17 protein-coding genes are annotated in these 23,025 nt (G+C 67.1%); 12 read left to right on the forward strand and 5 right to left on the reverse strand.

From position 1 onward, the window contains the following. The first annotated feature begins 18 nt into the window (after positions 1-18). The 4 genes from OG921_RS11095 (at position 19) to OG921_RS11110 (ending at position 9,045) form a co-directional block, all read left to right on the forward strand. On the forward strand, positions 19-3,825 hold the full coding sequence (locus OG921_RS11095; RefSeq protein WP_266112481.1) for an ABC transporter ATP-binding protein: 3,807 nt from the start codon (positions 19-21) through the stop codon (positions 3,823-3,825). A 175-nt stretch (positions 3,826-4,000) separates the two neighbouring features. Further along, on the forward strand, positions 4,001-7,843 hold the full coding sequence (locus OG921_RS11100; RefSeq protein WP_266112482.1) for a multifunctional oxoglutarate decarboxylase/oxoglutarate dehydrogenase thiamine pyrophosphate-binding subunit/dihydrolipoyllysine-residue succinyltransferase subunit: 3,843 nt from the start codon (positions 4,001-4,003) through the stop codon (positions 7,841-7,843). A gap of 350 nt (positions 7,844-8,193) precedes the next feature. Further along, positions 8,194-8,337, forward strand: a complete 144-nt coding sequence (locus tag OG921_RS11105) for a hypothetical protein (RefSeq protein ID WP_266112483.1) — start codon at positions 8,194-8,196, stop codon at positions 8,335-8,337. Positions 8,338-8,748: 411 nt separating this feature from the next. After that, positions 8,749-9,045 carry a hypothetical protein gene (locus OG921_RS11110; RefSeq protein WP_266112484.1) on the forward strand — a complete coding sequence of 99 codons (297 nt, stop codon included), beginning with the start codon at positions 8,749-8,751 and terminating at the stop codon, positions 9,043-9,045. A 337-nt stretch (positions 9,046-9,382) separates the two neighbouring features. Here OG921_RS11110 and OG921_RS11115 read toward each other — a convergent pair whose 3' ends face one another. Beyond that, positions 9,383-10,582, reverse strand: a complete 1,200-nt coding sequence (locus OG921_RS11115) for an MFS transporter (RefSeq protein ID WP_266112485.1) — start codon at positions 10,580-10,582, stop codon at positions 9,383-9,385. Between the two features lie 184 nt (positions 10,583-10,766). Here OG921_RS11115 and OG921_RS11120 point away from each other — a divergent pair, with 184 nt between their 5' ends. Beyond that, positions 10,767-11,741, forward strand: a complete 975-nt coding sequence (locus OG921_RS11120; protein ID WP_266112486.1) for a triacylglycerol lipase — start codon at positions 10,767-10,769, stop codon at positions 11,739-11,741. Between the two features lie 30 nt (positions 11,742-11,771). On the opposite strand, the gene OG921_RS11125 is transcribed toward OG921_RS11120, so the two are convergent. Together OG921_RS11125 and OG921_RS11130 are read right to left on the reverse strand one after the other, a co-directional pair. Further along, positions 11,772-13,379, reverse strand: a complete 1,608-nt coding sequence (locus OG921_RS11125; protein ID WP_266112487.1) for an AMP-binding protein — start codon at positions 13,377-13,379, stop codon at positions 11,772-11,774. 104 nt (positions 13,380-13,483) lie between these two features. After that, positions 13,484-14,086: a TetR/AcrR family transcriptional regulator gene (locus tag OG921_RS11130; RefSeq protein WP_266112488.1), complete on the reverse strand. Its 603-nt coding sequence runs from the start codon at positions 14,084-14,086 to the stop codon at positions 13,484-13,486. Positions 14,087-14,158: 72 nt separating this feature from the next. On the opposite strand from OG921_RS11130, the gene OG921_RS11135 reads away from it, so the two are divergent. From OG921_RS11135 to OG921_RS11145, 3 genes are read left to right on the forward strand one after another with little or no spacing between them, the layout of a single operon-like run. Further along, positions 14,159-15,733: an NAD(P)/FAD-dependent oxidoreductase gene (locus OG921_RS11135; RefSeq protein WP_266112489.1), complete on the forward strand. Its 1,575-nt coding sequence runs from the start codon at positions 14,159-14,161 to the stop codon at positions 15,731-15,733. Next, positions 15,730-16,563 (forward strand): SDR family oxidoreductase, encoded by an 834-nt coding sequence (locus tag OG921_RS11140; protein ID WP_266112490.1) that lies wholly within the window; start codon positions 15,730-15,732, stop codon positions 16,561-16,563. The genes OG921_RS11135 and OG921_RS11140 overlap by 4 nt, the downstream gene beginning before the upstream one ends. A 10-nt stretch (positions 16,564-16,573) precedes the next feature. Next, positions 16,574-17,503, forward strand: a complete 930-nt coding sequence (locus OG921_RS11145; RefSeq protein ID WP_266112491.1) for an alpha/beta hydrolase — start codon at positions 16,574-16,576, stop codon at positions 17,501-17,503. On the opposite strand, the gene OG921_RS11150 is transcribed toward OG921_RS11145, so the two are convergent. Next, the gene (locus OG921_RS11150) at positions 17,459-18,016 is read right to left on the reverse strand and encodes a glycine betaine ABC transporter substrate-binding protein (protein WP_266112492.1); all 558 of its coding nucleotides are present in this window, start codon (positions 18,014-18,016) and stop codon (positions 17,459-17,461) included. The two genes, OG921_RS11145 and OG921_RS11150, sit on opposite strands and share 45 nt — an antisense overlap. Before the next feature lie 181 nt (positions 18,017-18,197). Here OG921_RS11150 and OG921_RS11155 point away from each other — a divergent pair, with 181 nt between their 5' ends. From OG921_RS11155 to OG921_RS11170, 4 genes are read left to right on the forward strand one after another with little or no spacing between them, the layout of a single operon-like run. Then, positions 18,198-19,151, forward strand: a complete 954-nt coding sequence (locus tag OG921_RS11155) for an ABC transporter substrate-binding protein (RefSeq protein WP_266112493.1) — start codon at positions 18,198-18,200, stop codon at positions 19,149-19,151. A 22-nt stretch (positions 19,152-19,173) separates the two neighbouring features. Beyond that, positions 19,174-20,334 carry an ABC transporter ATP-binding protein gene (locus OG921_RS11160; protein WP_266112495.1) on the forward strand — a complete coding sequence of 387 codons (1,161 nt, stop codon included), beginning with the start codon at positions 19,174-19,176 and terminating at the stop codon, positions 20,332-20,334. After that, the gene (locus OG921_RS11165; RefSeq protein WP_266112496.1) at positions 20,331-21,020 is read left to right on the forward strand and encodes an ABC transporter permease; all 690 of its coding nucleotides are present in this window, start codon (positions 20,331-20,333) and stop codon (positions 21,018-21,020) included. Before OG921_RS11160 ends, OG921_RS11165 begins: the two co-directional genes overlap by 4 nt. Further along, on the forward strand, positions 21,017-21,739 hold the full coding sequence (locus OG921_RS11170) for an ABC transporter permease (protein WP_266112497.1): 723 nt from the start codon (positions 21,017-21,019) through the stop codon (positions 21,737-21,739). Before OG921_RS11165 ends, OG921_RS11170 begins: the two co-directional genes overlap by 4 nt. Positions 21,740-21,764: 25 nt before the next feature. Here the strand turns inward: OG921_RS11170 and OG921_RS11175 are convergent, their stop codons facing one another. Then, entirely contained in the window at positions 21,765-22,940 is a 1,176-nt protein-coding gene (locus OG921_RS11175) for an NADP-dependent malic enzyme (protein ID WP_266112792.1), read from the reverse strand. Between the last annotated feature and the right edge of the window lie 85 nt (positions 22,941-23,025).

Here is a 23,025-nt window from a genome sequence, read left to right on the forward strand (position 1 = left end):
TACTAACGTGGCGAGCAAATGAAAGGCCACCCCGATTACCGCCCGGAGGGCTGGATTCGCCGGCTGTGGCAGCAGTGTTGGTCGCAGCGCGGCGTGACCATCGGGGCGCTCACGGCCACCACGATCGCGGCGCTCGTCGAGATCGCGGGACCGCTGCTGACCAAGAACGCGGTCGATTCCGCCAGCGCGGGCGCCCTCGACCGCATCGCCCCGATCGCGCTCGCGCTGGTCGCGCTTGCGCTGGTCCGGTTCGGCTGCCAGTACAGCCGTCGCATGCTCGCGGGCAAGTTGTCGCTCGGCGTGCAGCACGATATGCGGCTGGAACTGCTCGGCTCGTTGCAGCGCCTCGACGGCCGTGGCCAGGACCAGATCCGCACCGGACAGGTCGTCTCCCGTTCGATCACCGACCTGCAGCTCGTCCAGGGATTGCTCGCGATGGTGCCGCTGTCCGCGGGCGCGTTGCTGCAGTTCGTGCTCGCCCTGGTGGTGATGACGCTGCTGTCGCCGCTGCTCACGCTCGTCGCGCTACTGATCGTGCCCGCCGTGATCGTGGTCGTCTATGTCGTGCGGCCCAAGCTGTTCGCGGCGACGTGGTCGGCGCAGCAACGCGCGGCCGATCTCGCGCAGCACGTCGAGGAAACCGTCACCGGCGTGCGGGTGGTGAAGGGTTTCGGCCAGGAGGCCCGCGCGGTCACGACGTTGGAGCGGCATGGTCGGCAGCTGTACGCCGAGCGGATGCGCGCGGCACACATCAACTCGCGGCTGACTCCGGTGCTCACCAGCCTGCCGCAGTTGGGGCTGGTTGGGGTGATCGCGCTCGGCGGCTGGCTCGCCATGGAAGGTTCGATCAGCGTCGGTACCTTCCTCGCGTTCGCCTCCTATGTCGCGACCATGACGGCGACGGCCCGCACGATCTCCTCGGTCGTGATCATGGCGCAGCTCTCGCGCGCGGCGGTCGAGCGCGTCTACGACGTGATCGACACCAGGCCCGAGGTGGCCGACCCAGCCACACCGATCGACCTGCCCGACGGTCGGCTGGGCGTGCACATCGACAATGTCGCCTTCGGCTTCGACACCGACCGTGGCCGGGACGTCCTTCGAGGGCTCGATCTGGACATCGCGCCGGGCGAAACCGTCGCGATAGTCGGCCGCGCGGGGTCGGGCAAGACGGCGCTCTCCCTACTGCTGCCCCGCTTCTACGCGCCGCAGACCGGCCGGATCGCGCTCACCGATGGGGACGGCACTGTCGTCGATGTCGCGCAAGCGCGGGCCGACGACCTACGCGGCGCGATCGGCCTGGTCTTCGACGAGCCGTTCCTGTTCTCCGACACCGTCGCAGCGAACATTGCGCTCGGCCGTCCCGACGCCACTGCCGAGGAGATCCGGCGGGCCGCGAAGCTGGCCGCCGCCGATCAGTTCATCGCCGAGTTGTCCGACGGCTACGACACGGTGGTGGGTGAACGGGGGCTGACCCTGTCCGGCGGTCAGCGGCAGCGGATTGCGCTCGCGCGCGCGTTGCTCGTCGAGCCGCGCATCCTGATCCTGGACGACGCCACCTCCGCGGTGGACGCCGAGACGGAGGCGGCAATCTTCGACGCGCTCGGCTGGACCGGTGCGGGAACCGGCGGACGAACGACCCTGATCCTCGCGCATCGTCGGTCGACGCTCGCCCTCGCCGATCGCGTCGCCGTGCTGGACGAGGGCCGGATCTCCGACATCGGCACGGTCGACGAACTCGACGTCCGATGTCCGCTCTTCCAGACCCTGATGTCGACCGGCGACGGCGCCGATCCGATCGGTCCCGACCCGACCGAAGACGTCGATGCCGCAATCTCCTCGCCGCTGTGGCCCGACGTACCGGACGCCGAGGACGTGCCTCGTGACGGCGCAGGCGAGCAAGCCGCGAGCAGTGCAGGCGCGGGTCGCGGTGGGGGTGGTCCGATGTCGGGCGCGCTGGGCGCCATGGCAGCCACGCCCGAACTGCGTGCCGCGGTCGACGCGTTGCCACCGGCCACCGAGGATCCCGCGCTCGACACCGACGGACTGCGCACACCCGATCCGGGATTTCGGCTCGCTCGCCTACTGCGCCCGGTCCGTGGCCTGCTCGCTGTGGTGATCGTGTGTCTGGCGCTGGATTCGGTGATCGGCATCGCGTTCCCCGCCGTGGTGCAGCGCGCTATCGATCACGGTGTGGTGCCCAACGACCCGAGCGGGCTGTGGTCCGCCGTCGCCGTCGGTGTCGTACTGGTCGTGGTGGACTGGGCGCTGCTCACCCGGATGACGGTGCTCACCGCGCGCGCCGGCGAGCGCGTGCTGTTCGCCCTGCGGGTGCGCTCGTACGCGCATCTGCAGCGGCTCGGCCTCGATTACTACGAGCGGGAACTGTCCGGCCGGATCATGACGCGGATGACCACGGACGTCGACGCGCTGTCGACGTTCCTGCAGACCGGCCTGTCCACGGCGGTGGTCAGCGTGCTGACCGTGGCCGGGGTCTCGGTGGCGTTGCTCATCACCGACGTTGCGCTCGGCGTCGTCGCGCTCGCGGTGGTGCCGCCTCTGCTCGTCGCGACGTTCCTGTTCCGCCGGGTGTCCTCGGTCGCCTATGCGGTGTCGCGCGAACGGGTGTCGATCGTGAACGCCGACTTCCAGGAAAACATCGCTGGGCTGCGCGCCGCGCAGGCCTACCGCCGCGAGGCCGGCGCCGCACGCCGGTTCGCCGAGCGCGCCGAAAGCTACCGCAGCGCCCGGATGCGCTCGCAGCGCGCGATCTCGATCTACTTCCCGCTCGTCGCCCTGCTGTCCGATCTCGCGCTCGCCGCGGTGATCTACGTCGGCGCGAGTCAGGTGGCCGAAGGTACGACGACGCCGGGTGTGCTCGTCGCGTTCGTGCTCTACCTCGGTCTGCTGTTCGGTCCCATCCAGCAGCTCTCCCAGGTGTTCGACGGTTATCAGCAGGCCCGGGTCGGTTTGACCAGAATCGGCGATCTACTCGCCACCCGCAGCTCCATCGAGTCCACCGGATCGGGCGCGCACGGCGACGCGGTGCCGATCATCGGCCATCTGCGCGGCGAAGTCAGCCTCGATCACGTCGACTTCCGCTACGCGGGCGCATCGTCGGATGCGCTGTCCGACGTTGCGCTCGACATCCCGGCGGGTTCGACGGTCGCGCTGGTCGGGCGCACAGGCGCGGGCAAGTCGACCGTGGTCAAGCTCCTCGCCCGGTTTTACGACCCCACCGACGGCACGGTCCGGATGGACGGCGTCGACCTGCGCCGCTTCGAACTCGCCAAGTACCGCGGCCGGCTCGGCGTGGTCCCGCAGGAGGCGCACCTGTTCACCGGCGATGTGGCAAGCAACATCGCCTACGGCCGTCCGGAGGCGAGCCGGGCGCAGATCGAGGCCGCGGCCCGCGCGGTCGGTGCGCTGGAGACCATCGCGGCGCTGCCGCTCGGGATGCGGCAGCCGATCGGCGAGCGCGGCCAGGGACTGTCCGCCGGTCAGCGCCAGCTCGTCGCGCTGGCCCGCGCCGAGCTCGTCGACCCGGACCTGCTGCTGCTCGACGAGGCGACCGCGACGCTCGACCCGGCGACCGAGCGCAGAGTGCTCGACGCCGGCCGCGCGCTCACGACCCGCCGGACGGCTGTCGTTGTCGCGCACCGCCTCGTGACAGCGGCCACAGCCGACCTCGTCGTGGTGGTTGATCACGGTAGGATCATCGAGGTCGGCGAGCACGCGACGCTGCTGCGCGCCGAAGGTCACTACGCCCGGCTGTGGGGGGCCGCGCAGGGCCGAAGCGGAATAATCTCCTACCCGGATGAGTCTTAACCCTGGGGTGCGGAAGAGCTGTGTGCACGCTGCAATGTCGCGGCGTGTGTCGACTACGCAATCGCCAATGGCGGCGGGGAATGCGGGCGTGGGCAAGCGGAGAGGATTAGCCTCGAAGACACAGGCTCCACACCTTCGAGAGCTTGTGTAGAAGAGAAAGAGGCGAACGTCTGCCGTGAGCAGCTCCACAACGCAGTTCGGTCAGAACCAATGGCTGGTCGACGAGATGTACCAGCGGTTCAAAGAGGATCCCTCATCAGTCGACGCGAGCTGGCACGAGTTCCTCGCGGACTACACGCCAGAACCCGCCGAGGGCGGTAACGGCGAGGCGACAGGATCAGCCTCGACCCCAGCCAAGTCCGGTAACGGCACACCCGCCGCGAAGCCCAAGCAGGCACCCGCCGAGCCGAAGGCAAAGCAAGAAGCGCCCAAACAGCAGCCGGCCAAGCAGGAGGCGCCCAAGCAGGCGCCCGCCAAGCAGGAAGCTGCCAAGCGGGAGGCACCGAAGCAGCAGCCCGCCAAGGAACAAGCACGCGCCGCCGCATCGACCACCCGGCGGCCGCAGACCACTCCCGCGCCTTCCTCCAACGCCGCGAAGACCTCGGGCGGGGCGAAGCCGACCAAGGACTCCCAGCCCAAGGGCGAGACGAGCCAGGTGCTGCGTGGTGCTGCCGCAGCGGTCGCCAAGAACATGTCGGCGTCGCTGACGATCCCGACCGCGACCAGCGTGCGCGCGATCCCGGCCAAGCTGATGATCGACAACCGGCTCGTCATCAACAACCATCTCGCCCGCACCCGTGGCGGCAAGATCAGCTTCACCCATCTGCTCGGCTACGCGATCGTGCAGGGCGTCAAGAAGTTCCCGAACATGAACCGGCACTTCGCCGAGATCGACGGGAAGCCCAACGCGATCACGCCCGCCCACACCAACCTCGGGCTCGCGATCGACCTGCCCGGCAAGGACGGCAGCCGCACTCTCGTCGTCGCCGCGATCAAGGGCTGCGACGAGATGACCTTCGGCCAGTTCCATGCCGCCTACGAGGACGTCGTCCGGCGCGCCCGCGACGGCAAGCTCACGGCCGATGACTTCACCGGCGTGACCATCTCGCTGACCAATCCCGGCACGATCGGCACCGTGCACTCGGTGCCTCGGCTCATGCCGGGCCAGGGTGCGATCGTCGGCGCCGGCGCCATGGAGTACCCGGTCGAGTACCAGGGCGCGAGCGACGAGAAGATCGCCGAGATGGGCGTCGGCAAGCTGATGACGCTGACCTCCACCTACGATCACCGCATCATCCAGGGTGCCGAGTCCGGCGATTTCCTGCGCACGCTGCACAACCTGCTCATCAGCGACGAGTTCTACGACGAGATCTTCCATCAGATGGGGATTCCGTACGAGCCCGTGCGGTGGCGCAAGGACATTCACCTGCGCGGCATCGACAAGAGCACCCGGGTGCTCGAACTCATTGCCGCCTACCGCAACCGCGGCCACCTGATGGCCGACAGCGATCCGCTGCGGCTGGTCAAGGACAAGTTCCGCAGCCACCCCGATCTCGACGTCACGACCCACCAGTTGACGCTCTGGGACCTCGATCGCGAGTTCAACGTCGCCGGTTTCCACGGCGAAGAGCGGATGAAGCTGCGCGATGTGCTGTCCGTGCTGCGCGATGCGTACTGCCGCCATGCCGGCGTCGAGTACATGCACATCCTCGAGCCCGAGCAGTTGCGCTGGCTGCAGGACCGTGTCGAGCAGAAGCATGTCAAACCGACTGTGGCGCAACAGAAGTACATCCTGAGCCGGCTCAACGCGGCGGAGGCCTTCGAGACGTTCCTGCAGACCAAGTACGTCGGCCAGAAGCGCTTCTCGCTCGAGGGCGCAGAAGCCGTCATCCCGATGATGGACGCGGTGATCGACAGCAGCGCCGAGTACAAGCTCGACGAGGTCATCATCGCCATGCCGCACCGCGGCCGGCTCAACGTGCTCGCCAACATCGTCGGCAAGCCGTATTCGACGATCTTCACCGAGTTCGAGGGCAACATGAACCCCTCGGCCGCGCACGGCTCCGGTGACGTGAAGTACCACCTCGGTGCCGAGGGCACCTACATCCAGATGTTCGGCGACAACGACATCAAGGTCTCGCTCACCGCGAACCCCTCACACCTCGAGGCGGTCGACCCGGTGCTGGAGGGCCTGGTGCGCGCCAAGCAGGACCTGCTCGACAAGGGCGACGGCGAGGACGGCTTCTCCGTCGTGCCGCTGATGCTGCACGGCGACGCGGCCTTCGCCGGCCAGGGCGTCGTCGCGGAGACGTTCAACCTGTCCATGCTGCGCGGCTACCGGACCGGCGGCACGATCCACATCGTGGTGAACAACCAGGTCGGCTTCACCACCGCCCCGGAGTACTCGCGGTCGAGCGAGTACTGCACCGATATCGCCAAGATGATCGGCGCGCCGATCTTCCACGTCAACGGTGACGATCCGGAGGCGTGCGTCTGGGTGGCGCAGCTGGCGGTCGACTTCCGCCAGCGGTTCCACAAGGACGTCGTGATCGACATGATCTGCTACCGGCGCCGCGGCCACAACGAGGGCGACGACCCGTCGATGACGCAGCCACATATGTACGACGTCATCGACACCAAGCGCAGCGTCCGAAAGAGCTACACCGAGAGCCTGATCGGCCGTGGCGATATCTCGCTCAAAGAAGCCGAAGATGCACTGCGCGACTACCAGGGCCAGTTGGAGCGGGTCTTCAACGAGGTGCGCGAACTGGAGAAGTACCCGCCGGAGCCGAGCGAATCCGTCGAGCTGGATCAGCAGATCCCGCACAAGCTCGTCACCGCGGTGGACAAGTCCGTGCTGCACCGGATCGGCGACGCGTTCCTGAACGTGCCCGAGGGCTTCAGCGTGCATCCGCGCGTCAAGCCGGTGCTCGACAAGCGCCGGGAGATGGCATACGAGGGCAAGGTCGACTGGGCGTTTGCCGAGTTGCTCGCGCTCGGTTCGCTGATCGACGAGGGTCGCTCGGTACGGCTCACCGGACAGGACACCCGGCGCGGCACGTTCAGCCAGCGCCACTCGGTGCTGATCGACCGCCGGACCGGGGCGGAGTACACCCCGTTGCACAACATCGGCAGCGACAATCCCGGCCGCTTCGCGGTGCACGACTCGCTGCTGAGCGAGTTCGCCGCGGTCGGCTTCGAATACGGCTATTCGCTTGGCAATCCGGACGCGCTGGTGCTGTGGGAGGCGCAGTTCGGCGACTTCGTCAACGGCGCGCAGTCGATCATCGACGAGTTCATTTCCTCCGGTGAGGCCAAGTGGGGCCAGCTGTCGCAGGTCGTCATGCTGCTCCCCCACGGCCACGAGGGCCAGGGTCCCGACCACACGTCGGGCCGGATCGAACGCTGGCTGCAGCTGTGCGCCGAGGGCTCGATGACGGTGGCGGTGCCCTCGACACCGGCGAACTACTTCCATCTGCTGCGTAGGCATGCCCGTGACGGCATCCGGCGTCCGCTGGTGGTGTTCACGCCGAAGTCGATGCTGCGCAACAAGGCCGCGGTCAGCAACGTCGAGGACTTCACCGACGGCAAGTTCCACTCGGTGTTCGACGAGCCGACCTACGAGACCGGCGACGGCGACCGAAGCAAGGTCAAGCGGATCCTGCTCACGAGCGGCAAGGTGTACTACGAGCTGCTCGCGCGCAAGCAGAAGGAGCACCGCGACGACGTCGCGATTGTGCGGATCGAGCAGCTCTACCCGATCCCTGAGTATCGGCTCGCCGAGGCGATCGACCGGTTCCCCAATGTCAACGACATCCGCTGGGTGCAGGAAGAACCGGCCAACCAGGGTGCGTGGCCGTGCTTCGGCCTGATGCTGCCGGAGAAGCTGCCGGAGCGACTGTCCGGTATCCGTCGCATCTCGCGCCGCGCCATGTCCGCGCCGTCCTCGGGTTCGAGCAAGGTGCATGCCGTGGAGCAGCAGGAGATCCTCGACGAGGCCTTCTCGCCGACGCAGTGAGTCTGAATCGGCGTTCACTTCGGGCAGCAACGGCATGACTTTCATCACATTTTGATTCCCGGTTCGCGCATCCCAGGGTGCGCGGACTTGGGGATCGCCTACGCGGCTGTACCGCATTGGCGGTGTTGCCCGCGCACTGCCATACCCGCAGGTCAAGCCGCGTTAATCACGCAGCTTGCGGCCGGGACTGTCCCAGGCAACTCGGCGCGGCAGCGTTCCACGTCACCGTTCACCGAAGTACTCAGAGGCTTCTACGTAACGGGGAACGACCGTAACGCGAATGAACTGTTACAGTGCCGCGACGGTCGGGGACTGAGCACGTTTCACGAACACAACATCTAAGGACCAACATGCGCATCAAGCCTTGTCGCGACGGCATCGGCATCGGATTTCTTCCCATCATTCTCGCCCTCGGCCTCGACCTCGGCAGCTCCAATCTCGGCAGCTCCGATCTCGGTAGCTCCAACTTCGGCAACGGCTACAACCCCTCCTGACGTACCTTCGGTGAGACCGGGCCGGCTTCGTAAGCACGGTTCGGCCGTTCCCGGATTCGAGCAGCACGCCGTGGAGCATCAGGAGTTCCTCGGCGAGGCCTTGTCATCGAACAACTGAATTGACGTCTCTGCCACCCGTCCGGCTCGACTGCGTCTATGCGCATCATTCGAGCCGGACGTTTGGTATCTGGACCTCCCGGTGATCGCCGAACTCAGCGCGGTCGGGCTCGATTTCGAGTCCCCTGCGCTGTTTGGGCATGAGCCCGGCCGACCGGGGGTTGTTTCCTGCGCTCCGCGGGCGATGCACAGCCTGTTCCAGCGCCGCGAGGATATGCCCGCCCCGCGATACCGATCCAGGCGCTCAACGAGCTCGCACGCGGCAAGTCGTTCCTGCCCTACATCGCCGACCGTTTGATCGGCGTCGGCCGCTGGCTTCTGCACGAGCCCGAAGCCGCGCTGTCGTTCCAGTCCCGTCCGGCGCTCCTCGCGGTGCTCGGCGACCCTTCCGCCGAAGGTTCTCGAGTGATCATCGCCACACATTCGCCGCTCCTCGCGGCCTGTCCCGGGGCGGCGATATGGGAAATCGGCGAAACCGGTATCGAAGCGCGCAACTGGACGAGCTGGAAATTGTGGAGAACTGGCGATCCTTCATGGGTGATCCGAATCGTTTCCTGCGTTACATGTGAGCGTCATCACATGCACCGTTGACAGCTGATTCGCAGATAACGCGAAGGTAGCGAACGCAATTCAATTGTTATGGTCGAATTTGTCGGTGGTCGAGCAACATTCAGCCCGCCGACACGAAATTAGAAGAACAGAAAGGACATTCATATGATTCCCGTCATCATCGATGCAGGTAGCGGTGCGCTGAACGTCGGCCTTGACACGCTGGCGGCAGCTTTCCACGGCGTGCTGAACACCCTCTTCACCGGGTCGTTCGGCGGCTGATCTCGGTTTTCCGAGTGAGTTGAAAACGTCTGCCCGGGTCGCGTTCGCGGCCCGGGCAGACGTTTGTCCAGAGCGCTCTGCAGATCACGAGGAAATATCAGCTGGCGCGGACCACTTTTGGTTGCGCATATCTCGGAATGTAGCGGCCGAGTAGGCCGGCACCCGCCCCGGACAATGCGGACACGGTAAATATCGCGAGCGGCAACGTGCCCACGGCGACGACGAACGCGATCGATAGTGGTCCGAGCAGAAATCCCGCGTCATGGGTGAGGCGCCACGCGGCGAGGAACTCGGCGCGGCCGGTGGCGGGCGCTACGTCCGCCCCGAGCGTCATGATCACCCCGTTGCCGAATCCATTCCCGATCCCCAGCACCAGCGCCACCGCCGTGAACCCCACCAGGTCGGTGGTGAACGGCACCGCGAAATACCCGATCGCGAGCACGATGATCGAGGGTAACGCGACGAATGCGCGGCCGAACCGGTCCATCAGATGCCCGGCCGGATACGAACACGCGACGTCGAGCGCCGCGCCCACCCCGAAGATCAGGCTGGCAGTGGCCGGAGACAGCCCCAGATGGTGCGCCCACAGCGGTAGCACCGCCTCCCGGGAAGCGCGCGCCACGCCGAGCAGCAACGAGCCGGCACCGAGCGTGCCGAGCAGTCGGCGGTGTTCGGCGAATACCGTCCGCAGCGAATGCGGCTGCGCCTGTGCGCGGGCGCCCTCCGGGTCCGGCAGCCGCGCCATCAACACGCCCGCCGTGACGACCGCAACGAACTGCACCATGAATCCGCCGCGCACGCCGAGTCCCCAGATGGCGAGCGAACCGAGCAGCGGGCCGAGGAAGAAGCCGAACCGCATCGCACCACCGAACAGCGACATCGCTCGCGCCCGCCACGCGAACGGTACGGCGAGCGACAGGTAGTTCTGCCGCGCGAGTCCCCACACCGAGTTGGCCAGACCGACGGCGAGGATGCCAGCGCACAGCCACAACACGGTCGGGGCGAGGATGCAGATCAGCACGCCGATCGCGGCGATGCTGCTGGCCACGATGATCGATCGGCGCTCCCCCAGCCGCGCCACCACCTGACCGGCCTGCAGGTCACCGAGCACCTGCCCGAGTCCGACCAGCGCTACGGTCAGCCCGGCCACCGCGACGCCGGCGCCGAGGTCGAGAGCAGCGAGGGTCATTACCGGCGCGGCGGCGCCCATCCCGATGCCGTATGCCGCGGCGGGGATATACACCGTCGACGCCAGCGCGGTCAGTGGATTCGAGGCCGACGGGGCATCGGTAGGCAACGGGACTTGTCTCCTGCTCGGTTACACGGGTCGTCCGGGTCACCGCAGTTTCCGCGACATCGTTGCGTCGGCGAAAGGGTTCGGCGCGGGGTGATCGGATTGCGCGGGGTTTCAGCACGCGGCCGGCAGACGAAACTAGCCGAACGGCTATTTTTCGGACGCAACCCGTGCGATCCTCTCCGGCATGCGGATCCCGAAAAGCAACACGAAGATTTCACTCACGGCTCGCGCGCTCCGGTTGGGCGTGCTTGTCGCCGCCGCGTCGGCAGCCATCCTTCCGAGCGGTATCGCTGCGACAGCCCACGCCGATCCCGCGCCACTTCCGGTGCCCAATCAGTTCCTCCTCGACGCGACCCGCAGCGCATTACAGGCTCCGACCGCCAGCCCGCCGGGAACCAACGACTGGTCGTGCAAGCCCTCGGCTTCCCATCCCGAACCGGTGATTCTCGTCCACGGTCTCTTCGCCAACCGCAATAACAACTGGCAGACCTACGGACCGCTGCTGGCCAACAATGGGTACTGCGTATTTGCCCTCACCTACGGCTCACCCGATGGAAACCCGGATGCGCTGCTCGGCGGCCTGGCGCCGATGGAAAGCAGCGCTGCCACACTGGATGCATTTGTCGACCGGGTACGGCAGGCGACCGGAGCGCCGAAGATCGCACTCCTCGGACATTCCGAGGGCGCCACGATGCCCTACTGGTACATCAAGTTCGGCGGTGGCGCGGCGAAGGTCTCCAAAATGATCGGACTCGCCCCCGTCGTCCACGGAACCAGCGGCCAGGAACTCCCGGCCGGCATCGACACCCGCTCCCTCGGCGCGTCGGCGGTATTCCAATTCGCCGCCAACTCCCCGTTCATCCGGCAATTGAACGAGGGCCCGATCACCGTGCCCGGCGTCGTCTACACCCAGATCGTCACCCGTTACGACGAACTCGTCCGCCCGTACACCGCGGGCATCATCAACGAACCCGGCTCGACGAACTACACCGTTCAAGACCTGTGCCCGCAGGACTTCGCCGACCATCTGTCCATCAATTCCGACCCCGCTACCGCACGAGTGGTTCTCAACGCCCTCGACCCGGCACACCCGCAACCGGTCGCATGCACGTTGGTGTTACCGGCAATCGGAGTTCCGCCGAGCGGTTTGGGCGGCTGACGCGGGCCCGACGGCAGCGCTTACGTCAACCTAGGGCGAGACGGTGGCCGCTGCCCAGCCGTAGTCGGCCTTACCGGCCGGTGTCCGCTTGACCTCGTCCACGAATGCGACCGTGCGCGGGATCTTGTAGCCGGCAAGAGATTTGCGGCAGTGATCCTGGACGTCTTCGAGCGTGAGTCCGGGCAATTCCGGATAGGTCGCGATAACCGCCGCCACCTGTTGGCCCATGCGCTCGTCGTGGATCGGAACGACGAGCGCATCTGCGATCGCCGGATGTGCATGAAGTGCAGCCTCAACCTCTTCGGCAAAAACCTTCTCGCCGCCGGTGTTGATACATTGCGAGCCGCGTCCGAGGAAGACGATGGAGCCGTCGGCTTCGATCTTGCCCATGTCGCCGAGAACCGACATTCGGACGCCGTCTGCGCGAGTCGGGAACGTTCGGGCGGTCTTTTCCTCGTCCTTGTAGTAACCGAGTGGGACATTACCGACCCGCGCGATGTATCCGATCTCGGCCGAACCGGGCGGGATCTCGTTCAGGGCCTCGTCGACCAGGATCATGTTGGGGGAAGGCGGCATTCGGAGGGTGCCCAGTTCGTCGATCGTGAACGCGCCGTCGTTACCCGATTCCGAGGCGCCGAAGTTGTCGCGCAGCAGCAGGTCCGGCTTCACGGCCAGCATGCGGTCGCGAACGCTGGTCGACCAGAGCGCGCCTCCCGAGGTGATCGAGAACAGCGAGCCGAAGTCGACTTCGCCTTGGCGCCGTTCCATCTCGTCGACCAGCGGGAGTCCCATCCCGTCGCCGACGATCAGAATGACCTGCACCGATTCCGTTTCGATCGCTTCGACGACCTTTGCCGGTGCGAAATCGCGATGGAGGACAACGCGAGCTCCGAGAGTGAAGAAGGTGAACAGCGAGTACAGCGCGGCGCCGTGCATCAGCGGTGCGGCGATGAGGAACGCCAGTTCCGGGAACTCCTTCGCTGCCGCCGCGATCTCGTCCAAACTCTGCCTGGGTTCATCACCGTAGGGATTTCCACCGGACAAGGGCTTGCGAAAGAAGTCGTCGTGTCGCCACATGACGCCCTTCGGGTAACCCGTGGTGCCACCGGTGTAGAGCACGTAGAGGTCATCGCCGGTACGGGCGGCAAAATCCGCGACAGCCGGCAGCTCACGCGCGCGGAAGAAGGACGTCATTGCTACCCCGCGCGCCTCGGCGGCCGCTCGAAGGCCGTCGGTGGTGTCACCGACCACGATCACCGTCCGGAGCGTCGCGCACCGGTCGAGGATTGTTGCCAGCACATTCTGATGCTCGGCAAGTTCGACCACGACAGCAACCGAGTCGGCGTTGGTGAAGATGTATTCGAGTTCGGCAGGCGTGTACCGATAGTTCACGTTGATCGGCACGGCGCGGATCTTGATCAGGCCCAGGATGCTCGTGACGTGCTCGACACTGTTCTTCAGGAACAGGGCGACGTGATCGCCCGCCGATACGCCGGCCTCGGCGAGCATCGCCGCGGTCTTGTTCGCCGCTGCATCCAGCGCGGCGTAGGAGATGTTCTCGCCTTCGTAGGTCAGCGCGATGCGGTCGGGCACTGCGGACGCAACTGCTTCGAAGATGTCCGCGAGGTTGAACTGCATCGGATTCCTTTCGTCGCCTGCGCGATGCCGAGAAGATCGCCTCAACCTAGAACAGGTTCCACCTGTCCGAAAGACTTCGAACCCGATCGGCTCGGTGTGGCGCGTCAGGCCAGCAGCTGGGCCGCGACGTCCGGGGTCAGCGCGACGGCGGGCAGCGCCCGGAAGTTGAGCTCGATCAGTTCTTCGCGCGAGATCTGCCTGCCGCGCAGCCAGCTGATCGTGGTCTCCTCGAGGAATGCGATCCAGCCGCGCACCGCCAGTTCGAGCTGCGCCCGGTTCGCCACGTCGACCGGCAGGTTGCCCACCACACGCGCGGCGTTGGTGGCGCGGTTCGCCTCGAAGACCGCGACGAACTCCGGGTCCGCGCTGGCCGGGCCGCGCAGCTGCGAGATGTAGGCCTCGCGGTGCTCGGCGACATAATCGACGTAGCGCTCGATCGAATCCCGCAGCATGTCGAACGGCGCCAGCTCGCGATTCGGCTCGGTCGCCTCGAGCAGTTCCTCGCTGGCCAGCCGGACGATCGCGAGGTGGAAGTCACGCTTGGTGGAGAAGTAGTGGAACAGCAGTCCCTTGGAGATGCCCGCCTGCTTGGCGATCTCGTCGACCGACAGCGCTTCGAGCCCGCGCGTGGAGAGCATCTCGACGCCGAGGCGGATCAACTGCGCGCGGCGTTCCTCGGGACTGAGGCGCACTCGTTTGACGTCCATCGATCGCCACTCTAACTGAACTATGGTCAATAGCTATTGACTCCTACTCAGCAGTTCTCTAATCTGCGTTACATGAGTCTTCCAGTTACAGATAACTCGGCGGCCACCGACTCCGTGCCACACCACGTGCGCACGCTGATCATCGGCAGCGGCTTCGCCGGTCTCGGCGCCGCCATCCGGCTGCGCCAGGACGGCCGCAACGACTTCCTCGTCCTGGAGCGGTCGAACGAGGTGGGCGGCACCTGGCGCGACAACACCTACCCCGGTGCCGCCTGCGACGTGCCGTCGCATCTGTACTCCTACTCGTTCGCGCTGAACCCGGACTGGTCGCGCTCGTTCTCCGCGCAGGGTGAGATCCAGAGCTACATCGTCTCGGTCGCCGACAAGTACGGCGTGCGCGAGAAGCACGTCTTCGGCTGCGACGTCACCGGCGCCCGCTGGAACGCCGACCGCGCGCACTGGGAGGTGGACACGAACCTCGGGTCCTACACCGCCGACTTCGTGATCAGCGCCGTCGGCGCACTGTGCGAGCCCGCACTGCCCGATATCAAAGGCATCGAGTCGTTCACCGGCGAGATCTTCCACTCCGCGCAGTGGAACCACGCGTCGGACCTGCGCGGCAAGCGCGTCGCCGTGATCGGCACCGGCGCATCGGCCATCCAGATCGTGCCCGCCATCGCGCCCGAGGTTGCCCACCTCGATGTGTACCAGCGCACCGCACCGTGGCTGCTCCCGCGCATGGATCGCGCCTACACCGCGCCCGAGCGCTTCGCATTCAAGTACCTCCCCGGGTTCCAGCGGCTGTCGCGCGCCGGGATCTACGCGATGCGCGAGGCCCAGGTGGTCGGCCTGGCGAAGAACCCGAAGTTCATGAAGCCGCTCGAACTGATCGCACGTGCCAAGCTGCGCGCCGAGGTGCGTGACGCCGACCTTCGCGCGAAGGTGACGCCGAACTTCCAAATCGGCTGCAAGCGGATGCTCATCTCGAACAACTACTATCCGGCGCTGGGTCGCGACAACGTCGACCTGGTGACCGACGGTATCGCCGAGATCCGCGAGAACGCGGTCGCCAGCGTGGACGGCACGGTCCGTGAGGTCGACGCCATCGTCGTGGCAACCGGCTTCCACGTCACCGACTCGCCCACCTTCGAGACCATCACCGGCCGCGACGGACGCACGCTCGCAGCAACTTTCGAAGAGATCGGCCAGCAGGGCTACAAGGGCACGACGGTCGCGAACTTCCCGAACATGTTCTTCCTGGTCGGGCCGAACACGGGCCTGGGCCACACTTCGATGGTGTACATGATCGAGTCGCAGATCAACTACGTGGCCGATGCGATGCGCACCATCGACCGGAGCGGCCTGCGCACCGTCGAGGTCCGCCGCGACGCGCAGGACGCCTACAACCGCGATCTGCAGGATCGGCTGTCCGCGAGCGTCTGGATGAACGGCGGCTGCGCAAGCTGGTATCTGGACAAGCATGGCAACAACACCACGCTGTGGCCGGGGTTTACCTTCGAATTCCGAAGCCTGACAAAGAATTTCGACCTTTCCGCCTATGACACCAGCAACGTCGCGCGGGGCGCCGATATCATCGAACTCGCCGACGAGAAGAAGACCGACGAAAAGAAGGTGGCAGCTCGATGAGCACGTTCGCAGGCAAGGTCGTCGTCATCACCGGCGCCGGGTCCGGTATCGGTCGAGCGCTCGCGGTCAACCTCGCGGGTAGGGGCGCCAAGCTCGCGCTCTCCGATATCGACACCGAAGGTCTCGCCGAAACCGTGCGCAGCTGCGAAGCACTCGGCGTCGAGGTCAAGTCGAACCGGCTCAACGTTGCCGAGCGCGAGGCCGTGCTGATCTACGCCGACGAAGTGGTCGCTCATTTCGGCAAGGTCAACCAGATCTACAACAACGCCGGCATCGCGCATCACGGTGACGTCGAAAAGTCCGAGTTCAAGGACATCGAGCGGATCATGGACGTCGACTTCTGGGGCGTCGTGAACGGCACCAAGGCATTCCTGCCGCACTTGATCGCCTCCGGCGACGGCCATGTCGTGAACATCTCCAGCCTGTTCGGACTCATCGCCATCCCCGGTCAAAGCGCTTACAACGCAGCGAAGTTCGCGGTGCGCGGCTTCACCGAGGCGCTGCGCCAGGAGATGCTGGTCAACAAGCACCCGGTGCAGGTGACGTGCGTGCATCCCGGCGGCATCAAGACCGCCGTGGCCCGCAACGCCACGGTCAACGATGGCGACGATCAGCAATCGTTCGCGGAGTTCTTCGACCGCAAGCTCGCGATCCACACCCCCGAGTACGCGGCCGAGACAATCGTGCAGGCCGTCGAGAAGGGGCGCGGCCGGGTGCTGATCGGTTACGAGGCCAAGGCGCTCGACTTGCTGGTCCGGCTCACCGGTTCCGGGTACCAGCGACTTGTCGCGATGACAACTTCGCGGATCATGCCCAAGCAGGTGCGCTAGGCTCCGCCGAATGCGGACAGTTCAGTTGCCACTGCCCCTCGCCCGGGCGATGGCCCGCGCCAGTCTCGGCACGATCCTCACTACGCGGCTTTCCTGGGCTCAGCAGCGCGCATTGCTCGACCTTGTGGCGAAGGTGGTCCCGCTGCCACCGAACACGACCGTCGAGCCGCTCGTCCTGGGCGGACGGCCGGCGGAACGTGTCACGGTCGGCACGCCGGACCGGGCAACCGCGGTGCTGCACCTGCACAGCGGCGGGTACACGACGGCGTCGCCGGTCACGCATCGCTCGTTCGCCGCGCTGATCGCCCGCGACACCGGCTCGGCGGTCTACCTGCTCGACTACCGGCTGGCACCCGAGCATCCGTACCCCGCTGCGATCGACGACGGGGTCGCCGCATTCGCAGGGCTGGTCGACGACATCGGGTATGCACCGGAACGTATTGCGATAACGGGCGATTCGGCCGGGGGTGGCCTCTCGCTCGCGACCGCCCGCCGACTGCTCGACGAGCGCGGCATCCGTCCCGCCGCGCTCGGTCTGCTCTCCCCCTGGGTCGATCCGGACACGGTGCTGCCCGCCACGCGCGACACGGTGCTCAACGTGAACTGGTTGCGCGCCTGTGCGCGTGCGTACCGCGGTTCCGCCGAGACGACCGACCCCGGCTACGCCCCGCTGCACAACGACCTGTCCGGTCTGCCGCCGACGCTGATCCAGATCGGCACCACCGAGTTGTTCCATCCTCAGGCCAAGCGGCTCGATGCGAAGATCCGGGCGGCCGGTGGCGAGGTGGTACTGCAAGAGTTCCCGGAACTCTGGCACTGCGCCCAGGTCCAGGCGGTCTCGATCGCCGCGGCGGCCGACGCGGTCGCCCAGCTCGCTACGTTCCTGCGCGCGCGGCTACAGCCCGTGGACGCCGAGCCAGGTACCGGCGACCTCGGCTGACGGGGCACCGTCTGCGACCGCCTCGGCCATCTCGGTCAGGCCGGCGGTGGTCAGCTCGCCGGCGACGACGTTGAGCCGCTGAATCTGCGCCTGCGTGAGTTCACCGGTGCGGAACGCCGGCAGCACATTCTCGGCGCGCCCGGCTTCGCCCGCGGCCCCGGCAGGCACATCCCCGCTCGCTGCATCGCCGCTCTCTGCGACCCATTGCGCCTGTGCGTAGTCGGACACCGAAATACCTTCCGGGAGTGAACGGTTGAGTTCGACGTAGACATCGTCGGGATCGGTTGCCGCCGCATTCGGGGCGAGGTGGATCAGATATGCGCCGGACTGTTCGGGCACGAGCGTGACGCGGCCGCCGTCGAGTGCGGTGAGGTAGTCCGTGCGCGCACCCAGATTCAGATCGGTGCGCACGTCGGCGCCGTCGTGCGCCAGTGCCCCCGCGTAGATCTGGGCGACGAGTTCGCTGCGCGCCGAGTCCCCCGAGCCGACCACGATCAACCGGTTTTCCGGCACCGCGGACACCGTATCGACGGAATCGCAGGCCGCGCATGCGAACGCGGCGACGCAAGCAAGCGGGACCGTCGCCCATCGCAGTCGCGCGGACCGATTCACGCGCACACTCACCTCTCTCGTCGTTGCCGCGGGCTATGGTAACCGAGACCGGGATCGACCTCCCATGCCGGAAGGGACGGGCATGAAGACCTCCGCACGCCGGTGGCTCGCCGCAGTCACAGTGACCGTTGCACTTACCGCCGTGGCATGTGGCGACGAGGAAGATCCGTTGAGTAGCGGCGACGGCAGCTCGACCGAGGCAAACAGCCTCGTGATCGGCTCGGCGAACTTTCCCGAGTCCGAGACCGTCGCCGACGTCTATGCGGAAGCACTGCGCGCCAACGGCTTCGACGTCTCCACCAAGCTCAACCTGGGCAGCCGTGAGGTCTATATCCCGGCGCTGATGGACGGCTCGATCGACCTGATCCCGGACTACACCGGAAATCTGCTGCTGTACCTGGACAACGACGCCACCGCGAAGTCTGCCGACGAGGTGACGGCCGCCCTCACCGGCACCACTCAACTCGTGCACCCGGAGCTGGCACTCGGCACGCCGGCGCCCGGAGAGGACAAGGACGCGGTGGTGGTAACCCGCGAGACGGCCGATAAGTGGCAGCTCGAGTCGATCGCCGACCTCGCGCCGCACTCCGCGGAGATCACGTTCGGCGCTCCGGCCGAGTTCGGGTCGCGTCCGGTCGGGCTGCCCGGGCTCGCGGCGAACTACGGGGTGAACGTCTCCCCCGCGAACTTCGTCCCGATCGCGGACGGCGGCGGCCCGGCCACCGTGGAGGCGCTGCGATCCGGTCGGATCAACGCGGCCGACATCTTCACCACCTCGCCGGCACTAGAGCAGAACAACTTCGTGGTGCTCGCCGACCCGCTCAACAATTTCCCGGCGCAGAACGTGGTGCCCGTGATGCGCAGCGCCAAGCAGTCGGACAAGTTGCGCGCCGTGCTCGACGCCGTCTCGGCCAAACTGACCACCGATGCCCTGATCTCGCTGAACGAGAACGTCTCCGGCGACGCGAAGATCGAACCGGAACAGGCCGCCAAGGATTGGGTAGCCGAGCAGGGGCTCGACCAGCCGATCGGGTAACTGCACCGAGAAGGGGCCGGGGTTGATCGAGTTCGACGGGGTCACCAAGACCTATCCGGACGGCACCACCGCGGTACACGACCTCGACCTGCGGATTGCCGAGGGCACGTTCACCGTCTTCGTCGGGCCGTCCGGCTGCGGCAAGACCACCGCGATGCGCATGATCAACGCGATGATCGCGCCTACCTCCGGGGTCGTTCGGGTGGCGGGACGCGACGTGGCGAAGACCGACGCGGTCGCGTTGCGCCGCGGTATCGGCTACGTCATCCAGAGCGCCGGCCTGTTGCCGCATCGCACGGTGCTCGACAACGTCGCGACCGTGCCGGTGCTGCTCGGTACCTCGCGGCGGACCGCGCGGCGCGACGCGTTCGATGTGCTCGAGCGCGTCGGCCTCGACCCCGCGCTTGCGAACCGGTACCCGGCACAGTTGTCCGGCGGGCAGCAGCAACGGGTCGGGGTGGCGCGGGCGCTCGCCGCGGACCCGCCGATCCTGTTGATGGACGAGCCATTCAGCGCGGTCGACCCGGTGGTCCGCGCGGATCTGCAGGCCGAAATGCAGCGTCTGCAGGCGCAATTGCACAAAACCATCGTGTTCGTCACCCACGACATCGACGAGGCGATCCGGCTCGGCGACCGGCTCGCGGTGTTCGGTCGCGGCGGCGTGGTCCAGCAATACGCCCCGCCCGACGTCGTACTGGCCGCGCCGGCAACCGATTTCGTGGCCGGCTTCGTCGGCCGCGACCGTGGCTATCGCAGCCTGTCCTTCCGCACCGGCGACGAGGTGGCGCTGCACGACCTGCCGACCGTGCGCACAGCCGACGTCGCGGCGCTCGGCCTCGACGAGGGCGAATGGCGGCTCGTCGTCACCGAGTCCGGTGCGCCGCAGGGTTGGATCGATGCACGCGGAGTCGCAGCGGTCCGGTCCGGTTCCGCGCTCGCCGACAGTACGGCGGCGGGCGGGTCGCTGTTTCCGCGCGGCGGCGATCTGCGGCAGGCGCTCGATGCCGCGATCTCCGCACCGTCCGGGATCGGCGTCGCGGTCGACGACGACGGCCGGGTGATCGGCGCGGTGCATGCCGAGGACGTGCTCGACCAACTCGCCCGGCAGCGTCGCGCCGATACCGCACGCCACAATTCGGGTAGTCGCGATGGCACCGGCCCGCAACGGGATTCGGCACCATGAGGTACCTGATCGAGAACTTCGGGCATGTCGTCGAGTTGGCGCGCACGCACCTCTACCTCGCGCTCGTGCCACTGCTGGTCGGGCTGCTCATCGCCATCCCCGCCGGCGCGCTGATCCGCCCGGTCCCCTGGCTGCGGCGCGGCACGCTCACCATCGCCGCCATCGCATTCACCATCCCGTCGCTGGCACTGTTCGTGACGCTGCCGAGCCTGCTCGGCCTGCGCGTCCTCGATCCGCTCAATGTGGTGATCGCCCTGTCGATCTACGCGACCGCGCTGCTGGTGCGGGCGGTTCCGGAAGCCCTCGACGCGGTCCCCGCCGACGTCATCGATTCGGCCACCGCGATGGGCTTCACCACCCTGCGGCGCACCCTCACCGTCGAATTGCCACTCGCCACACCGGTACTCATGGCGAGCATCCGGGTTGTCGCGGTCACCAACATCTCGCTCGTCTCGGTGGGTTCGGTCATCGGGATCGGCGGGCTCGGGCAGCTATTCACCCAGGGCTACCAACGCGACTACCCGCAGGAGATCCTGGCCGGAGTCATCGCGATCGTGGTGCTCGCGCTGGCCATCGACCTGGCGCTGTACCTGGCCGGGCGCGCGCTGACGCCCTGGGCGCGCCTGCCCTCGACTAGGTCGGCGCGCCGGTCGATTCGCGGCAGCCTGCCGGTGGTCCGCACATGAGCCTGTTCGCCGACGCCTGGGCGTTCATCGCGGACCCGGCGAACTGGTCCGGCCCCACCGGAATCGCGCATCGCATCGCCGAACACCTCTGGTACAGCCTGCTCGCGGTGGCCGGTGCGGCGGCGATCGCCGTACCGCTCGGCGCGGTGATCGGCCATACCCGTCGCGGTGCCGTCGTGCTCGTCGGCGTCGTCAACGCGCTGCGGTCGCTCCCGACGCTCGGCCTGCTCACCTTCCTGGTGCTGCTGCTCGGACTCGGGCTGATCCCGCCACTCGTCGCGCTCGTGGTGCTCGGCATTCCGCCGCTGCTCGCCGGCACGTACGCCGGCATCGTCAACGTGGACGACGCCGTCGTCGACGCCGCGCGGTCGATGGGCATGACGCAGTGGCAGGTGTTGAGCCGGGTGGAGTTGCCGAACGCGCGACCGCTGCTGCTCGGTGGATTGCGCAGCGCCACCCTGCAGGTGATCGCGACGGCCACCGTCGCCGCGTACGTGAACCTCGGCGGCCTCGGCCGCTACATTTTCGACGGGCTCGCGCTCTACCGCTACGACCTGGTGCTGGTCGGGGCCATCCTGGTCGCGGTGCTCGCGCTCGTCGTCGACGGACTACTCGCGCTCGTGGTGTGGGTGTCGGCACCCGGCAGCCACCGGTTGCGGCGGACACCGCGTTGGGTGTCCGCCGAGATCAGCCGACGCACGGCGCTGCCAACCGCTTAGGTTGTGTGCCGACCGGCCTGCCGCATCAGGCGACGCCGTCCGCGCGCGCCGCGGCCGCGACGGCCTCGGCCACGGCGGGGGCGACCCGCGGGTCGAGCGGGCTCGGCACGATCTTCTCCGGGCCGAGTTCGTCGGCGACGACCGACAGGATCGCCTTCGCGGCGGCGATCTTCATGTTCTCGGTGATGCGACGCGCACCCGCGTCGAGCGCACCCTTGAACACGCCGGGGAAGGCGAGCACGTTGTTGATCTGGTTCGGGAAGTCGCTGCGGCCGGTCGCGACGATCGCGGCATGTTTCTTCGCGTCCTCGGGCAGGATCTCCGGGTCCGGGTTCGACAGCGCGAACACGATCGAGTTCGGGGCCATCGAGGCGATGAGCTCCTCGGGGATCTTTCCGGCAGACACACCGAGGAACACGTCGGCGCCGTCGAGTGCCTCGGCCGCTCCGCCGTGCACGCCGCGCGGGTTGGTCCGCGCCGCGAGATCAATCTTGACCGCGTTGAGATCCTCGCGCGCCGACGAGACGACGCCCTTCGAGTCGAGCACCACGACGTCGTTCACGCCCGCGGCGAGCAGGATGTTGGCGCACGCGACACCGGCAGCGCCGGCGCCGGAGATGACCACTTTCAAGGGCTCGATGTCGCGATCGAGCACCCGGACGGCGCCGTGCAGAGCGGCGAGCACCACGATCGCGGTGCCGTGCTGATCGTCGTGCATGACCGGGCAATCGAGCGCGTCGACGACCCGGCGCTCGATCTCGAAGCAGCGCGGGGCCGAGATGTCCTCGAGGTTGACCGCGCCGAAGCTCGGGCGCAGCCGGATCAAGGTCTCGACGATCTCGTCGACATCTTTGGTGTCGAGCACGAGCGGGATCGAGTTGAGCCCGGCGAACTTCTTGAACAGCGCCGACTTGCCCTCCATCACCGGGAGCGAGGCGCGCGGGCCGATATCACCGAGGCCGAGCACCGCGGAACCGTCGCTGACCACCACGACGAGCCGGTCGGTCCAGGTGTAGCGCTTGGCCAGTGTCGCATCGGTTGCGATGGCACGGCTGACCTGCGCGACACCGGGGGTGTAGGCGATGGAGAGGTCCCGTTGAGTCTCGAGCGGCGACGTCAGCTCGACCGAGAGCTTGCCGCCGATATGGCCATCGAAGATGTCCTCATCGGTGATCGCGGAGACAGTGGGGGTGTGGTTCATCGCTTCGGTCACAACCAATAGGTTTGCACCTCGCGCCCACCCCGAACACACCCGGGTGGAGAATCACTGCGACCCGGTCCGGATT

This window comes from Aldersonia sp. NBC_00410 (assembly GCF_026342035.1).
GTDB lineage: Bacteria > Actinomycetota > Actinomycetes > Mycobacteriales > Mycobacteriaceae > Aldersonia.

Excerpts from the sequence above, each read along its gene's own strand:
- OG921_RS11095 (WP_266112481.1), top strand. The coding sequence starts at position 19 with ATGAAAGGCCACCCCGATTACCGCCCGGAGGGCTGGATTCGCCGGCTG.
- OG921_RS11105 (WP_266112483.1), top strand. The coding sequence starts at position 8,194 with ATGCGCATCAAGCCTTGTCGCGACGGCATCGGCATCGGATTTCTTCCC.
- OG921_RS11120 (WP_266112486.1), top strand. The coding sequence starts at position 10,767 with ATGCGGATCCCGAAAAGCAACACGAAGATTTCACTCACGGCTCGCGCG.
- OG921_RS11125 (WP_266112487.1), bottom strand. The coding sequence starts at position 13,379 with ATGCAGTTCAACCTCGCGGACATCTTCGAAGCAGTTGCGTCCGCAGTG.
- OG921_RS11130 (WP_266112488.1), bottom strand. The coding sequence starts at position 14,086 with ATGGACGTCAAACGAGTGCGCCTCAGTCCCGAGGAACGCCGCGCGCAG.
- OG921_RS11135 (WP_266112489.1), top strand. The coding sequence starts at position 14,159 with ATGAGTCTTCCAGTTACAGATAACTCGGCGGCCACCGACTCCGTGCCA.
- OG921_RS11140 (WP_266112490.1), top strand. The coding sequence starts at position 15,730 with ATGAGCACGTTCGCAGGCAAGGTCGTCGTCATCACCGGCGCCGGGTCC.
- OG921_RS11145 (WP_266112491.1), top strand. The coding sequence starts at position 16,574 with ATGCGGACAGTTCAGTTGCCACTGCCCCTCGCCCGGGCGATGGCCCGC.
- OG921_RS11155 (WP_266112493.1), top strand. The coding sequence starts at position 18,198 with ATGAAGACCTCCGCACGCCGGTGGCTCGCCGCAGTCACAGTGACCGTT.
- OG921_RS11165 (WP_266112496.1), top strand. The coding sequence starts at position 20,331 with ATGAGGTACCTGATCGAGAACTTCGGGCATGTCGTCGAGTTGGCGCGC.
- OG921_RS11170 (WP_266112497.1), top strand. The coding sequence starts at position 21,017 with ATGAGCCTGTTCGCCGACGCCTGGGCGTTCATCGCGGACCCGGCGAAC.
- OG921_RS11175 (WP_266112792.1), bottom strand. The coding sequence starts at position 22,940 with ATGAACCACACCCCCACTGTCTCCGCGATCACCGATGAGGACATCTTC.